Origin of the sequence: Tsuneonella sp. CC-YZS046 (assembly GCF_035581365.1) — a bacterium.
GTDB lineage: Bacteria > Pseudomonadota > Alphaproteobacteria > Sphingomonadales > Sphingomonadaceae > JAWKXU01.
Genome location: NZ_CP141590.1, coordinates 1,710,085 through 1,724,177, shown reverse-complemented (window position 1 = coordinate 1,724,177; position 14,093 = coordinate 1,710,085). Strand labels below are relative to the sequence as shown.

At 63.0% G+C, this 14,093-nt stretch carries 16 protein-coding genes; 11 read left to right on the top strand and 5 right to left on the bottom strand.

What is annotated here, in order from left to right:
• Positions 1-200 precede the first annotated feature (200 nt).
• A complete protein-coding gene (locus U8326_RS08510; RefSeq protein WP_324739717.1) occupies positions 201-1,334 on the top strand; it encodes a site-specific DNA-methyltransferase in 1,134 nt (377 codons plus the stop codon).
• 87 nt (positions 1,335-1,421) lie between these two features.
• Positions 1,422-2,549, top strand: coding sequence for a dihydropteroate synthase (folP, locus tag U8326_RS08505; RefSeq protein WP_324743563.1), 1,128 nt, complete (start codon positions 1,422-1,424; stop codon positions 2,547-2,549).
• Positions 2,550-2,569: 20 nt separating this feature from the next.
• Here the strand turns inward: folP and U8326_RS08500 are convergent, their stop codons facing one another.
• Positions 2,570-3,994 (bottom strand): sigma-54 dependent transcriptional regulator, encoded by a 1,425-nt coding sequence (locus U8326_RS08500; RefSeq protein WP_324739715.1) that lies wholly within the window; start codon positions 3,992-3,994, stop codon positions 2,570-2,572.
• A 140-nt stretch (positions 3,995-4,134) separates the two neighbouring features.
• Here U8326_RS08500 and U8326_RS08495 point away from each other — a divergent pair, with 140 nt between their 5' ends.
• The 8 genes from U8326_RS08495 (at position 4,135) to U8326_RS08460 (ending at position 10,700) form a co-directional block, all read left to right on the top strand.
• Complete coding sequence (locus U8326_RS08495) at positions 4,135-4,323, top strand: aa3-type cytochrome c oxidase subunit IV (RefSeq protein ID WP_324739713.1); 189 nt, start codon at positions 4,135-4,137, stop codon at positions 4,321-4,323.
• A gap of 5 nt (positions 4,324-4,328) precedes the next feature.
• Positions 4,329-5,462, top strand: a complete 1,134-nt coding sequence (locus tag U8326_RS08490; protein ID WP_324739711.1) for an NAD(P) transhydrogenase subunit alpha — start codon at positions 4,329-4,331, stop codon at positions 5,460-5,462.
• An 18-nt stretch (positions 5,463-5,480) separates the two neighbouring features.
• On the top strand, positions 5,481-5,765 hold the full coding sequence (locus U8326_RS08485; protein WP_324739709.1) for an NAD(P) transhydrogenase subunit alpha: 285 nt from the start codon (positions 5,481-5,483) through the stop codon (positions 5,763-5,765).
• Between the two features lie 98 nt (positions 5,766-5,863).
• Positions 5,864-7,321, top strand: a complete 1,458-nt coding sequence (locus tag U8326_RS08480) for an NAD(P)(+) transhydrogenase (Re/Si-specific) subunit beta (protein WP_324743561.1) — start codon at positions 5,864-5,866, stop codon at positions 7,319-7,321.
• A gap of 144 nt (positions 7,322-7,465) precedes the next feature.
• A complete protein-coding gene (locus tag U8326_RS08475; protein WP_324739707.1) occupies positions 7,466-8,164 on the top strand; it encodes an aspartate/glutamate racemase family protein in 699 nt (232 codons plus the stop codon).
• 68 nt (positions 8,165-8,232) lie between these two features.
• Positions 8,233-9,393, top strand: coding sequence for a deoxyguanosinetriphosphate triphosphohydrolase (locus tag U8326_RS08470; RefSeq protein ID WP_324739705.1), 1,161 nt, complete (start codon positions 8,233-8,235; stop codon positions 9,391-9,393).
• On the top strand, positions 9,386-10,066 hold the full coding sequence (locus U8326_RS08465; protein ID WP_324739704.1) for an NAD(P)H-binding protein: 681 nt from the start codon (positions 9,386-9,388) through the stop codon (positions 10,064-10,066). Before U8326_RS08470 ends, U8326_RS08465 begins: the two co-directional genes overlap by 8 nt.
• 40 nt (positions 10,067-10,106) lie before the next feature.
• On the top strand, positions 10,107-10,700 hold the full coding sequence (locus U8326_RS08460) for a DUF938 domain-containing protein (protein WP_324739703.1): 594 nt from the start codon (positions 10,107-10,109) through the stop codon (positions 10,698-10,700).
• 13 nt (positions 10,701-10,713) lie between these two features.
• On the opposite strand, the gene U8326_RS08455 is transcribed toward U8326_RS08460, so the two are convergent.
• From U8326_RS08455 to U8326_RS08445, 3 genes are all read right to left on the bottom strand, one after another.
• Positions 10,714-10,842 (bottom strand): entericidin A/B family lipoprotein, encoded by a 129-nt coding sequence (locus tag U8326_RS08455; protein WP_324739702.1) that lies wholly within the window; start codon positions 10,840-10,842, stop codon positions 10,714-10,716.
• A gap of 166 nt (positions 10,843-11,008) precedes the next feature.
• Positions 11,009-11,137: an entericidin A/B family lipoprotein gene (locus U8326_RS08450; RefSeq protein WP_324739701.1), complete on the bottom strand. Its 129-nt coding sequence runs from the start codon at positions 11,135-11,137 to the stop codon at positions 11,009-11,011.
• 75 nt (positions 11,138-11,212) lie between these two features.
• Complete coding sequence (locus U8326_RS08445) at positions 11,213-12,118, bottom strand: DMT family transporter (protein ID WP_324739700.1); 906 nt, start codon at positions 12,116-12,118, stop codon at positions 11,213-11,215.
• 80 nt (positions 12,119-12,198) lie between these two features.
• On the opposite strand from U8326_RS08445, the gene U8326_RS08440 reads away from it, so the two are divergent.
• The gene (locus U8326_RS08440) at positions 12,199-12,432 is read left to right on the top strand and encodes a hypothetical protein (protein ID WP_324739699.1); all 234 of its coding nucleotides are present in this window, start codon (positions 12,199-12,201) and stop codon (positions 12,430-12,432) included.
• A gap of 3 nt (positions 12,433-12,435) precedes the next feature.
• On the opposite strand, the gene U8326_RS08435 is transcribed toward U8326_RS08440, so the two are convergent.
• Positions 12,436-13,974, bottom strand: coding sequence for a CpaF family protein (locus U8326_RS08435; protein ID WP_324739698.1), 1,539 nt, complete (start codon positions 13,972-13,974; stop codon positions 12,436-12,438).
• Positions 13,975-14,093: the final 119 nt, after the last annotated feature.

Genomic DNA, 14,093 nt, shown 5'->3' with positions numbered 1-14,093 from the left:
CCGAGTCTTCCCGGCCACACCGCAACATATCGAGTCGCCTGGGGCGATCGAGGGCCAGATGCTGTGCCGGACTCGTTGTGTTCCTGCCCTTCTTAGGCCCCTGTTAACCATGATCTGAGAGCTTCCCGAGCCAAACCGAGCTTGACGCGGGACTCCATTGGACTCACCCTGTGGATAAATATGGGGGTAAAAGGACGGTTATGGGGCAGGTATTGACCAAAGCCCGGGCGCGTGTCCGCGCGTCCGAAGATCAGGTGCGGGCCAAATTGCCGCTGGGGCAGATCCTGGCGGGCGATTGCGTGGAGGCTATGCGCAGCCTGCCCGATGCTTCGGTCGATCTGATTTTCGCCGATCCGCCCTATAATCTCCAGCTTGGCGGCGATCTCAACCGGCCGGACGGCAGCCATGTCGATGCGGTTACGAATGACTGGGACCATTTCGATAGCTTCGCGGCCTACGATGCCTTTACGCGGGCCTGGCTTGCCGAGGCGCGCCGGGTGCTCAGGCCCGACGGCGCAATCTGGGTGATCGGCAGCTATCACAATATCTTCCGCGTCGGCGCGATGATGCAGGACATGGGGTTCTGGCTTCTGAACGACATCGTCTGGCGCAAGTCGAACCCGATGCCGAATTTCCGGGGCACGCGCTTCACCAACGCGCATGAAACGCTGATCTGGGCCTCGATGGGGGAAAAGGCGAAGTATCATTTCAACTATCGCGCCATGAAGACGCTGAATGACGAATTGCAGATGCGTTCGGACTGGGTCATCCCCATCTGCGCCGGGCAGGAACGGCTAAAGAAGGCGGGGCACAAGGTCCATCCGACGCAGAAGCCGGAGGCGCTGCTCTATCGCGTCATGCTGGCGACCACCGAAAAGGGCGACGTGGTGCTGGACCCGTTCTTCGGCACCGGCACGACCGGCGCGGTGGCCAAGCGCCTCGGGCGTGAATGGATCGGCTGCGAGCGTGAGGACATCTATCGCGAAGCCGCCCGCGAACGGATCGAAATGGCCTTGCCGCTGGACGAAAGCGCCCTGACGACAATGCAGAGCCGCAAGGAAGCGCCGCGCGTGGCGTTCGGCGCTTTGGTGGAAGCCGGCTGGATCGCGCCGGGCACGGAGATTTTCGACAAGAAGCGCCGTTTCAGTGCCGTTGTGCGCGCCGACGGTTCCGTTGAAGCGGGCAAGGAAACCGGCTCGATCCACCATGTCGGCAAGGTGCTGCAAAACGCGCCCAGCTGTAATGGCTGGACTTTCTGGCATCTCCAGCACGAGGGCTCGGCAAAGCCGCTCGACGCCTTGCGCCAGTTGTTCCTGCTGACGGTCGAGGACTGAACTCCAGTCCCTTCGTCCCGAGCTTGCCGAAGGACGAATAGCGCGCCATTCGTGGCTCGATAGGTTGATCGCGAACGGAGACGTGCCCTGACCCGGAAGATCTACATTCGCCCGATCGGCCTTTCGCAAAGCCCTCAGAGCGAGGAAGGGGAAGCGATCCGGCTCGGCGGCGGGATGGTTTATGCCCATCGCTTCGCCCTGATCGTACGCGAAGGAAGCCGGATAGTTTCGCGAAGGCGCGTGTCGGCTGCTCAAATGACGGAAGCGCTGGCGGCCTTGCCCGCCGATCTCGGATCGCGGGCGGAAGCGCAATGGGCCGACCTGCGCATCGCTCACCCGCCGCTGATGCTTGCGCTGAGAACGGGTGGCGAGCGCAGCATCCGGCTGGATCAGCCGCAAGTGATGGGGATACTGAACGTCACGCCGGACAGTTTCTCGGATGGCGGCAAATTCCTGGATGATCCCGTGGAGGCCCGCGATCATTCGGCTGCCATGCTCGAAGCGGGGGCGGCGCTGATCGACGTGGGCGGGGAATTGACCCGGCCCGGCGCGGCGGCAGTGTGGGAAGGGGATGAACTGAAGCGCGTCATTCCCGCAATCGAGCATCTGGCGGCGATGGGAGCAGCGATCAGCGTCGATACCCGCCGTGTAGGTGTCATGGAAGCGGCGTTGCAGGCCGGCGCCCGGATCATCAATGACGTTTCCGCGCTGCGCCATGATCCGCGCGCCCTGGAATTCGCGGCAGGAACCGGCGTTCCGGTGGTGCTCATGCATGCGCCGGGCGAGGGGCAGGATCTCCATGACTGCGCGGACTACGAAATGCCCGCGCTGGATGTGTTCGATTGGCTGGAGGCGCGCAGGGATGCGGCAGTCGAAGCGGGAATCGCGCGCGCGAACATCATCCTAGATCCGGGTATCGGCTTCGGCAAATCGCTGGCCCACAACCTTGCGGTGCTGAACGCCCTGCCGCTTTATCATGCGCTCGGCCATCCGATCCTGCTGGGTGCGAGCCGCAAGCGTTTCATCGGCGCTCTTTCGAACGAAGCGCCCGTGCATCGGCGGCTGGGCGGTTCGCTGGCCGTCGCGATCGCCGGGATGAATGCGGGCGTGCAATTGCTGCGCGTGCATGATGTCGCGGAAACCGTGCAGGCCCGCAATGTGTGGCGCGGAATGCGCGACGCGGCGCTTACCGATTTTTCCGAACTGCCTGAGTAGCTTTCCCGGGAGGCGCGCCCTCAGGCCGCGTTGGAATTCTCGATCCCGAGATCGCCGAGCTTGCGGTAGAGCGTCGAGCGCCCGATGCCGAGGCGCCGCGCCACTTCCGTCATCCGGCCGCGATAATGCCCGATGGCGAGGCGGATGATATCGGCTTCGATATCTTCGAGAGGCCGCAGATTTCCGTCGGCTGTGAACAGCATCACCCCGACGCTTTCCTGCAGCGGCGGGGGCGGGCTTGCGCTGGTCCCGAGGAGTTCCTTCAATTGCGGGAAATCGTCGGCGGTGAGGGCTTCGCCTTCGCAGAATACGGCTGCTCTGAACAGCACCGCCTGAAGCTGCCTTACATTGCCGGGCCAGTCATAGGCCGCCAGCAAGGCGAGCGCGCTGTCGGTTATGCCGAGAGGCCGCAGGCCCGGCTGTTCGCCGATGCGGTGAAGGAAATGCCGCGACAGGCCAGGAATGTCTCCGGTCCGGTCGCGCAACGCGGGGAGGGTGACTCTGGTGATGGACAGGGCGTTGAGCAGATTGCCGTCGAACAGCCCGTCCTCGACCAGATCCTGCAATCGGGTATTGGCCGCGGCGATATAGCGGATGTCCACGCGAAAGCGGTGGTTTGCGCCAATTGGGCGCACCTGGCCGGTGGTTATCGCCTCGCCCAGCCTTTCCTGGACGGAAGGCGGAAGGAGGTCGATCTCGTCGAGCACCAGGGTGCCGCCGTCACAATGCTGCAATGCCCCGATCTGACGGTCGAAAGCTCCGGTGAACGCCCCTTTTTCATGCCCGAACAGCATTGATTCGATCGAGTTGGCCGGAACCGACCCGACATTGATGATGCGCAGCGGCGCCTTCGCTCTCGGCGAAGCGGCGTGGATCGCGCGGACCAGCATTTCCTTGCCGGTTCCGCTTTCGCCTTCGATGATCAGCGGTGCGTGGCCGCGAGCGGCCTTGGCCGCTTTCGCCAGGGCATCGCGAAAGGCGGGGGCGGTGCCGATCATGGCGTCGAAATCGAGCGTGGCCGGCATTTTTTCGGCCAGGGGCTGCAATTCGTCGCGCGGCGTTTCGCGAGTGGTCGCGCTGCGCAGCGCCTGCATCAGCCGGTCCGGCGCCACCGGCTTCACGAGATAGTCCGTGGCTCCGGCCCGCATCGCTTCCACCGCCAGCAGTGGCGAGGCGCTGGTGGTGAGCATGAGGATAGGCAGGGCGGGGCGGCGGACCTTGAGTTCTGAAATAAGGGCGCATGCGTCATCCCCGGGCACCCACTGGTCCAGGATGATCGCGCCCAGTTGCATTCCATCGCGCGTGCCCAGTGTGGCGATCGCCGTTTCCGAATCGCCAACCACGATCGTGCGCCAACCCTCGCGGGCGGCGAGCGCGCTGATCAACCGGCTTTGCGCCGGTTCATCGTCGATCAGCATGAGCAGGCGTTGTTCCGGTTCCGCCATGGTCCCCCGTATGTCCCTATCTGGCACGAACAAGGATTTAGCCAGCAGGAGTAAAGGTCTGATTAAGGCTGATCGGCAAGGCGGTCCATGGGTGTAGTGAGGAATGGCAAGAATGCAGGGCATGAAGCGATATTGCGCACTTGACCGCCCTGCCATGGGCGGTAGAGCCTCCCGACATCATTCTTCAAGAACAGGGACAGCAGTTCATGGGTTCGGCAAATGACATGAAAGCCGCTGAAAAGACCTACAGCGGCTTCATCACGATGATTAAGTGGGCCGCGCCGATCATCGCGTTGATCGTGCTGCTAGTGCTTATCCTGATCGCCTGACCTCGATGGCAGCTTCAGTGAGGATCGCCGTCCTTAAGGAAAGGGCGGACGGCGAGAGCAGGGTGTCGGCAACCCCGGAAACGGTGAAGAAATTCATCGCTCTTGGGGCTGTTGTCGCCGTGGAGACCGGCGCTGGAGCGGATGCTTCGATCAGCGACGAGGCCTACCGGGAAGCTGGCGCCGAAGTCGGCGCGCTCGATCCGGTGGTCAAGGATGCGGACATCGTGTTCGGCGTTCAGGGGCCGGAACCTGCCTTGCTGGCCGGCGCCAAGCCGGGTGTCTTGCTGGCGGCGGTATTGGACCCGTTCGGGCAGCGTCCCCGGATAGATGCCTATGCGGCGGCGGGAATCGAGGCGCTGGCCATGGAATTCATGCCGCGTATCACCCGTGCGCAATCCATGGACGTGCTGTCGAGCCAGTCCAATCTTGCCGGTTACAAGGCGGTGATTGCCGCCGCCGATACCTACGGCCGCGCCTTTCCCATGATGATGACCGCCGCAGGCACGATCACCGCGGCGCGCTGCTTCGTCATGGGCGTGGGCGTGGCGGGCCTGCAGGCCATCGCGACGGCCCGCCGTCTGGGCGCGCAGGTTTCCGCCACGGATGTGCGTTCCGCCACCAGGGAGCAGATCCAGTCGCTCGGCGCCAAGCCGATCTTCGTGGAGAGCGTGGCCGGGATCGAGGGTGAGGGCGCGGGCGGCTACGCCACCGAGATGAGCGAGGAATACCAGAAGGCGCAGGCCGAGCTGGTTTCCAGCCATATCGCCAAGCAGGATATCGTCATCACCACGGCGCTGATTCCGGGCCGGGCCGCGCCGCGCCTGATTTCAGACGCCCAGATCGCCTCGATGAAGCCTGGCAGCGTCATTTTCGACCTCGCGGTCGCGCAGGGCGGCAATGTCGAAGGTTCCGTGGCCGATCAGGTGGTGGAACGTCATGGTGTGAAGATCATGGGCTATTCCAACACGCCCGCGCATCTCGCGGCTGATGCATCGGCCTTGTTCTCGCGCAATCTTTACAACTTCCTCTCCGCCTTCTGGGACAAGGAGCAGGGCAGGCCGATCCTCGATGAGGAAATCGGCGATGCCGTGCGCCTGACCAAGGACGGCAAGGTCGTCAATCAGCGCCTGTCGGGCTGAGCGGGAAGGGGGCCGCAAATGGATTTCATCTCTATCCTGTCGATCTTCGTATTGGCCTGCTTCGTGGGCTATTACGTCGTCTGGTCGGTCACTCCGGCGCTGCATACGCCGCTGATGGCGGTCACCAACGCAATCTCGTCGGTCATCATTGTCGGCGCCCTGATCGCGGCTGCCGCCGCAGGCGTTCCGGCTGCGAAGTGGCTCGGGCTGGTCGGCGTCGTGCTGGCGAGCGTCAATATCTTCGGCGGCTTCGCCGTGACCGAACGGATGCTGGCGATGTACAAGAAGAAGGAGCGCAAGTGATGGGCTCCCGCTATCTTGACGTCACCCCGGCCCAGGCTGGAACCTCGGGTCGCAAGAATGCGCGCCGGTGGCTGGCGCTTCCGGCTTTCGCCGGAATGATGATTTCGGGAGCAGGCCCGGCCTGCGCATCGACGGGCGCGGATGTCGCCCATGCCGTGAATCCTTGGGTTGCGCTCGCTTATCTCGTGGCCGGCGTTCTTTTCATCCTTTCGCTGCGCGGCCTCTCGTCGCCGGCATCGTCCCGGCGCGGCAATCGCTTCGGCATGGTCGGCATGCTGATCGCGGTGGTGACGACGCTGGTCACGCATGACATCGCGGGCCTGCCGGAAATCCTGATCGCGATCGCGATCGGTGGCGGGATCGGCTGGGTCATTGCCCGCAAGATCGCGATGACCGACATGCCGCAGCTCGTGGCTGCCTTCCACAGCCTCGTCGGCTTGGCCGCCGTGCTGGTGGGTTGGGCTGCCTATCTCAATCCCGGCGCGTTCGAGATCCTGAAGGATGGCGTCATCAATCCGGTCAGCCGGGTCGAAATGGGGCTGGGCATCGCCATCGGCGCGATCACTTTCTCCGGTTCCGTCATCGCCTTCCTCAAACTGGCCGGGAAGATGAGCGGGGCGCCGATCCTGCTGCCTGCCCGCCATGTGATCAATCTGGGCACGCTGGCGCTGATCGTTGGGCTGACCGCTTATTTCACGCTCGATCAGTCGATCGAGGTGATCGCGGCCATCACCCTATTGTCGTTCCTGATCGGCTTCCTGCTGATTATCCCGATCGGCGGGGCGGACATGCCGGTCGTCGTCTCGATGCTCAATTCCTATTCGGGCTGGGCCGCCGCGGCGATGGGCTTCACGCTCCACAATACGGCGATGATCGTGACCGGCGCGCTGGTCGGCAGCTCGGGCGCGATCCTCAGCTACATCATGTGCCGCGCCATGAACCGCAGCTTCATCTCGGTGATCGCGGGCGGCTTCGGCGCGGACAGTTCCGGCGACAGCGCCGGTGGCGCGGCCAAGGTGGATCGCCCATGGAAGCGCGGCAGCGCGGAAGATGCCGCCTTCCTGATGAAGGAAGCGAACCAGGTCATCATCATCCCCGGCTATGGCATGGCGGTCGCCCAGGCCCAGCATGTGCTGCGCGAGATGGGCGATTTGCTCAAGGAAGCGGGCGTTTCGGTGAAATATGCGATCCATCCGGTTGCCGGACGGATGCCCGGCCACATGAACGTGCTGCTGGCGGAAGCGAACGTGCCCTATGATGAAGTCTTCGAGCTGGAAGACATCAATGGGGAGTTCGCGCAGACCGACGTGGCCTTCATCATCGGCGCGAATGACGTCGTCAACCCGGCCGCGCGCACTGACAAGTCCAGCCCGATCTACGGCATGCCCGTGTTCGATGTGGACAAGGCCAAGACGATCTTCTTCATCAAGCGCTCGATGGGCGGTGTCGGCTATTCCGGCGTCGACAATGATGTGTTCTACATGGATCAGACCATGATGCTGCTGGCCGACGCGAAGAAGATGGTGGAGGAGATCGTCAAGGCGCTCCAGCATTGAGATCGTCATGCGGGGCGGTAGTGGAATAGCGGCCCTGCAATGCTTGCCGTCGCATATTCGCCACAGCTAATCTTCCCCGGCGGTTGATTCGGCTATGGGCGGACTGCCAGGGTTGGTTCATGGTGGCAGCGGGAAATCGGGACATTGCGTAAACTTGGTCTGATCGGCGGAATGAGCTGGGTTTCGACCCGTACCTATTACGAGCATATCAATCGGATCATTCAGCAGCGTGCTGGCTTTCCGATGGCCAGTGCGCCCCTGCTGATAGAAAGTCTCGACTTCACGGAATTGAGCGGACTGACCTCGCCCGAGGATTGGGACCGCGCGGCGGAAGTGCTGATCGCTTCGGCGCGGCGGCTGGAGCAGGCCGGGGCGGGGGCGGTGATAATCGGCGCCAATTCCATGCACAAGGTCTATGACCGGGTTGCCGATGCGGTGAGCATCCCCATCCTTCACATCGCCGAATGCGTGGGTGAACGCATGGGCGCGGATGGTGTGAAGATCGCCTCGCTGATGGGCACGCGCAATGTCATGACGGAGAGCTTCTACCGCCAGCGGCTGGTGGCGCATGGGATAGATCTGCTGCCGCCCGACATGCGCAATGTCGAGGCGCTGGACCGGATCATCTATGAAGAGTTGATGCACGGCAAGGTTACGCGCAGTGCGGAGCGGACGCTCAAGACCATTATCACGGTAAAGGCGCAGGAAGGCGCCCGGGCGATCGTGCTGGCCTGCACGGAACTGGAAATGCTGGTGGATGTGGATGCCAATGTGCTGCCGATTTACGATTGCACGCGGATACATTCGGAAAAGGCGGCGGACTGGATTCTCGGCGAGGATTGAACGGACAGGGGTTGGCAGCGGCCTCGCCCATTGCCAACCCCTGTCCGAATGCGTAGCACTCGCGACCGATGACCCGCACTTCCTTTGCCGCCGATCCCGCGCAGTCGCGTGGCCGCGAGTTTGCTGAGGATCGCACCGGAACGCGCGGCCCCCGTACCGAATTTCAGCGCGACCGCGACCGGATCATTCATTCCATCGCCTTTCGCCGCCTGCGCCACAAGACGCAGGTGTTCATTGCCCCCGACGGCGATCATTACCGCGTCAGACTGACCCACAGCCTCGAGGTCGCGCAGATCGGCCGGGTGGTGGCGCGTGCGCTTGGCCTGGACGAGGATCTGGCCGAAGCGCTCTGCCTTGCGCATGATATCGGCCATCCGCCCTTCGGCCATGCGGGCGAGCAGGCGCTGGATGAAGCCCTGCGCCCGTGCGGCGGTTTCGATCACAACGCCCAGTCTCTGCGCACTCTGATGCGGCTGGAAAGCCCCTATTGCGATCATGACGGCCTGAATCTGAGCTGGGAGGTGCTGGAAGGCCTGGCCAAGCACAATGGGCCGGTCGTGGCGCCGAACTGGGCGCTTGCCGAACTGGATACGGCGTTTCCGCTGGAGCTTGGCAGCTGGCCGTCGCTTGAGGCGCAGGTTGCCGCGCTTTCCGACGACATCGCCTATGACAATCACGATATAGACGATGGCTTGCGGGCCGGCTTCCTGCAATTGGACGACCTGCTCACGCTGGATTTCATCGCGGATCAATGGCGCCGGGTCGAGAAGCGTTTCCCCCATGCCCCGCAGGACAGGCGCTTGCGGGAATTGATACGGGGCCAGATCGGCCTGATGGTGAACGATCTGGTCGCGCAGACGCGCGAGAATACGCGAGACGTCCTCTCCATTGAGGAAATCCGCGCGGCGGGCCGCCCGTTGGCGTCGTTTTCTCCGACGCTGGCAGTCGAGGAGCGAAAGCTCAAGCGCTTCATGTATGACAGATTATATTATCATCCGGATCAGGCGGCGGCGGCGGAAACGGCCCGCGAGGTCATAGCCAGGCTGTTTTCGGCGTTTTTGCGGGATAGCTCCCTGCTTGCCGAACGCTGGTTCCAAACCCTGCCGGACATCGAGCCGGGCCGCAGCCGCCATATTGCGGATTTCATTGCCGGAATGACCGACCGGTATGCGATCGATCAGCATGCCCATATTTTCGGCAGGACGCCGGCGGGTCTGCGCAATGTCTGACATGCGCATCGCGCTGGTCGGCGCGACGGGGCTTGTGGGAAGGACGCTGATCGCTCGCTGCGTCGGATTGCCCGGCATCCGTCTGGGGGCGATCGCGCGGCAGCGGATGGAATTGCCGCCGGGCGCCCGAATGGAAATGTTCGTGGCCGATACGGAGAACTGGGCCGAAACCTTGTGGGCGTTGCAGCCGGAAGCGGTTATCTGTGCGCTGGGCACGACCTGGAGCAAGGCGGGGAAGGACGAGCAGGCGTTTCGCGCGGTGGACGAACGGCTTGTCCTGGCGGTCGCCCATGCCGCCCGGGAAGCGGGAGCAAGGCAGTTCATCTTCGTATCTTCGGCGGGGGCGGACCTGGCCAGCAAGCATCTCTACCTTCGGGTGAAGGGTGAAGTGGAGCAGGCTCTGATGAAGCTGCGCTTCACGCGGCTGGATATTGTCCGCCCCGGACTGTTGCGTGGGGCGAGGGCCGACGATTCCAGGCTGGGGGAGCGCCTGATTATGCTTCTAAGCCCGATAATGGATCTGTTCCTGAATGGCCGCTATCGGGCATGGCGATCGATCTCGGCGGAGCGGCTGGTCGAAGCCATGCTTGGCCTGGCGCGCGAGAAGGCCGGAGGACGCTTCATCCACGAACACGACGCCTTGCTGCGCGCTGCGCGCCGGTTCACCGGCTAACGAGCGCGATGTTCGGCCTGCCGAATGGGAAAGCTCTGACATGAAGCAACATGCCCCTGCCACTGCCCGCAACCGCGAACCGCTGGCGGTTATCCTTGACCAGGAATTGCCCCGATACGGGCTGCTGCTCGAGATCGCCAGCGGTTCGGGCGAACATGCCATCTATTTTGCGGGGCGCTATCCCGGTCTGGAGTGGCAGCCGAGCGATCCGTCGCGCGAGGCGCTGGCTTCGATTGCGGCCTGGCGGGTGGACGAGGGAACGCCCAATCTTCGCGCTCCGCTGTATCTCGACACGCAAATGCGCGATTGGCCGATATCCCGCGCCGATGCGATTCTCTGCATCAACATGGTTCACATCAGCCCGTGGGAAGCCACTGAGGGTCTGTTCGCCGGGGGTCAGGCGCTGCTGGCGTCAGGCGCCCCGCTGGTCCTCTACGGGCCTTATCTGGAAGCGGATGTGGAAACGGCCCCCACCAATCTCGCGTTCGACGAAAATCTGAAGGCGCGCAATGCGCAATGGGGCCTGCGTCAGCTGAGCAGCCTGGACAGCCTTGCCGAAAGCCGTGGTTTTGCCCGCACACGGCGCATCGAGATGCCCGCGAACAACCTGACCCTGGTTTACCGGAAGGCGTGAGCCGCAGCGGCCATCATATCGCGCGGTCGCCTGCTTCTCCCACGGATTCGATATCCCGGCCCAGACCCTTGACCGTGTTGCAGGCGGTTGCGCCGATCGCGATGGTTCCCAGCATCAAGGCAAGCAGCAGATTGCGAATCATCCATGTTTCCTTCTGTTCTCAGCTTCAGTGCGGCCTCCTGCCCGCCCCCGCCTGACTCGATCATTAATTGTGAACGGCATTAATTATGAACGGCGCAAGACAAATGCCCGCCGGAAGCCGGCGGGCATTGGGTCGATCGCGAATTGTCCGGCTCCAGGTCCTGGCCCTAGAGAGCCTTGTCCCCCGCTTCGCCTACCGATTCGATATCCCGGCCAGCGCCTTTGACAGTGTTGCAGGCGGTTGCGGCAAGGGCGATCGAACCGGCGGCCACGGCCAACAGAATTTTGCGGAGCATAGGAGTTCCTTCCATCTATCCGTTCGCGCATTCGCGCTTTTCCCTGCCCAACGCTGTAAACGATGCCCGGTTCCTTCAAGGCTGCGTGACACCTAGGGTATGCGCGCGAGAGAGTGCATGTTCGCGCCAGATGATGATAAGCCCCGCGCCGATGATGAGCGGGGCGCCGAACCATGTGGCGGCGGGCGGCAGGTGGTTCCAGATCAGCGCGCCGTAAAGCGTGGCCCAGATCAAGCCCGTGTAATCCATCACGATCACGCTCGAAACCTCACCGAAGCGAAGGGCCAGTGTAAGCAGGAGTTGGGCCGCCGTGCCCGCCAGCCCGGTTGCGATCAGCAGCGCCCAGGTCGTGCCGTCATGCGGCGTCATCACGAAAGGCAGGCTCAGCGCCGTGAGCGGCGCGCCCAGGGCCGCAAACCAGAAAACGATGGTCAGCGGGTGATCGGATCGATTGAGATCCTTGATGTAGATCGACAGCAGCGCCATCAGGAATGCCGAACCCAGGCCCAGCGCGGCGCCCAGCGCGGGCAGGTGGCCGCTGCCCGGCTGGGTGATGACGATCACGCCCGCAAAGCCCATGGCCAGCGCGGACCAGCGCCACAGCCCGATATGCTCCTTCAGCATCACCATGGACAGCAGGGTGGCGAATAGCGGCACCGTGAAATTCAGGGTCGTCGCCTCCGCCAGCGGCAGGACCAGAAACGAGCCGAACATCAGCGACATGCCGAACACGCCCAGGCCCGCCCGGCGGATATGGGCGCCGAACTGAGGGGTTTTCAGGAGGAACAGCTGCCTGTGAAAGAACAGCCAGGCGAGGATCAGCGGCACCGTGATGAACTGGCGCCAGAACATGATCTCGAAGAGATGCACCCCATGATCCCCGCCGAGCTTCACCAGCATGGCCATGGTGGAAAGACAGACGACTGCGAGAAGGCGGAGACTGAGTGCGAGGAGAGGACGCGACTGGGGCGAGTTGGCCATGCCCCCGCTTTAGGGGGCATCGCGTTTCGATCAAGCATGTTGATTGAGTCGCCGGATCACTTGCACTATGGGCGCATTCCATGACCATGGGCGTTCAATTTATCCGGCTTTATCCGGACGTCGTAAAACTTGCCTTGCTGGGCATGGCGTTCCTTGTTTTTTCCGGCTTCGCAAGCTGGAAGGACAGGCAGCGTTTCAAGCGCACCCGGCTGGATTCGGTGGGCTTCATGCCCTGGCCGACCGTGTCGATCCTGTCATTGTTCACGGCGCTGGTTTTCTTCGCCTTCGCCGTTCACGACTGGACGAGCGGCTAGGCCTCAGAGACAGGCTTCCAGGTAAGCCTGATCGAACCCGAACTGCCGCGCTTTTTCGAGTGTGTAGGGGCGCAGGCCGGAGCTTCGGAATTCACCGATGATCTTGCCGTCCTCGCTTTCGTCGAGATATTCGAAGTTGAACAGCTCCTGGGTCACGATCACATCGCCTTCCATGCCGATCACTTCGGTGATGTTGGTGGTGCGGCGCGAACCGTCGCGCAGGCGCTTCACCTGAACGATCAAATCCACTGATTCCGCGATCTGGCGGCTGATCGCCTCCTTCGGGATCTTGATGTCGCCCATCAGGATCATGTTTTCCATACGGCCGAGGCATTCGCGCGGGCTGTTGGCGTGGAGCGTACACATCGATCCGTCGTGGCCGGTGTTCATCGCGGCGAGCAGATCGAAACATTCGGCGCCGCGGATTTCGCCCAGGATGATCCGGTCCGGGCGCATACGCAGCGCGTTCTTGACCAGGTCGCCGATCGTGATCGCGCCTTGCCCTTCCAGGTTCGGCGGGCGGGTTTCCAGCGGAAGCCAATGCGGCTGCTGCAGGCGAAGCTCCGCCGCGTCCTCGATGGTCAGCACGCGCTCGCCCGGATCGATCATCTTGGAGAGGGCGTTGAGCATGGTGGTCTTGCCGGAGCCGGTGCCGCCGGAGATCACGATGTTCATGCGGCAGGCGCCGGCGATCTTCAGCGCGGTCGCCATCTTGTCGTTCATGGAGCCGAAGTCGCGAAGCATGTCGATGGTGATCGGCTTCTCGGAAAACTTACGGATCGATATCGCCGTGCCGCGCAGGGAAAGCGGCGGCACGATCACGTTGACGCGGCTGCCGTCCTTCAGACGGGCGTCGGCGAGCGGCGTTGTCTGGTCGACCCGGCGGCCGACCTGGTTGACGATGCGCTGGGCGATCTGGAACAGATGCGCTTCGTCGCGAAATTTCGTGGGGGCGAGCTGGAGCTTGCCCTTCTTTTCGATATAGGTCTGGTTCGGGCCGTTCACCATGATGTCGGAGACATCGGGGTCGCCCAGCAATTCCTCCAGCGGGCCGAAGCCCAGCAATTCGTCGACCAGCACCTTCTCCAGGGCGAATTGCTCGCGCCGGTTCAGGGTGATCTTCAATTCCGCCAGAACTTCCATGATGATCGGGCGAAATTCCTCGGTCAGCTCTTCCTTGCTGAGCGTGGCGGCTGCTTCGGGGTCCACGCGCTCCAGCAGGCGGGGCAGAACCTGTTCCTTGATCTTGTGGACGCTGGCTTCGAAGCCTTCCAGCTTGTGCTCGTTGTCCACCACATTGTTCGCGCGGTCGGACAGGCGGCTCATCGCATCGCCCTTGCCGGCCGGGCTGACGGCACCTGCCTGGGAAGGCTCGGTAAGCTCTCCGGGGATGGCGGGGAACTGACCTCCGCCAGGGACGGGGCCGCGCGCGGGCTTCTCGCTCTGCGTTCCGCCACTCTTCATCGGCCGTGCCACGCCAAAGGTCGGACGGGCGCCAGGGCCCATTCCGCCAATGCCGTTCTTACGTCCAAATGCGCTCATTTGCTATTTCCCCGCGGGTCGCTTCCTGGCTTCGCTCAGTCGCCGAGCCATTGAATATGGATCGAAAACGCCTGATTGAACGTGGTGAATAAATGACGAACGTTGATATTGTCCTAAGG

Coding starts and splice junctions, on each gene's coding strand:
- U8326_RS08510 (WP_324739717.1), top strand. CDS start 201: ATGGGGCAGGTATTGACCAAAGCCCGGGCGCGTGTCCGCGCGTCCGAA.
- U8326_RS08500 (WP_324739715.1), bottom strand. CDS start 3,994: ATGGCGGAACCGGAACAACGCCTGCTCATGCTGATCGACGATGAACCG.
- U8326_RS08490 (WP_324739711.1), top strand. CDS start 4,329: ATGGCAGCTTCAGTGAGGATCGCCGTCCTTAAGGAAAGGGCGGACGGC.
- U8326_RS08485 (WP_324739709.1), top strand. CDS start 5,481: ATGGATTTCATCTCTATCCTGTCGATCTTCGTATTGGCCTGCTTCGTG.
- U8326_RS08480 (WP_324743561.1), top strand. CDS start 5,864: ATGATTTCGGGAGCAGGCCCGGCCTGCGCATCGACGGGCGCGGATGTC.
- U8326_RS08470 (WP_324739705.1), top strand. CDS start 8,233: ATGACCCGCACTTCCTTTGCCGCCGATCCCGCGCAGTCGCGTGGCCGC.
- U8326_RS08465 (WP_324739704.1), top strand. CDS start 9,386: ATGTCTGACATGCGCATCGCGCTGGTCGGCGCGACGGGGCTTGTGGGA.
- U8326_RS08460 (WP_324739703.1), top strand. CDS start 10,107: ATGAAGCAACATGCCCCTGCCACTGCCCGCAACCGCGAACCGCTGGCG.
- U8326_RS08455 (WP_324739702.1), bottom strand. CDS start 10,842: ATGATTCGCAATCTGCTGCTTGCCTTGATGCTGGGAACCATCGCGATC.
- U8326_RS08450 (WP_324739701.1), bottom strand. CDS start 11,137: ATGCTCCGCAAAATTCTGTTGGCCGTGGCCGCCGGTTCGATCGCCCTT.
- U8326_RS08445 (WP_324739700.1), bottom strand. CDS start 12,118: ATGGCCAACTCGCCCCAGTCGCGTCCTCTCCTCGCACTCAGTCTCCGC.
- U8326_RS08440 (WP_324739699.1), top strand. CDS start 12,199: ATGACCATGGGCGTTCAATTTATCCGGCTTTATCCGGACGTCGTAAAA.
- U8326_RS08435 (WP_324739698.1), bottom strand. CDS start 13,974: ATGAGCGCATTTGGACGTAAGAACGGCATTGGCGGAATGGGCCCTGGC.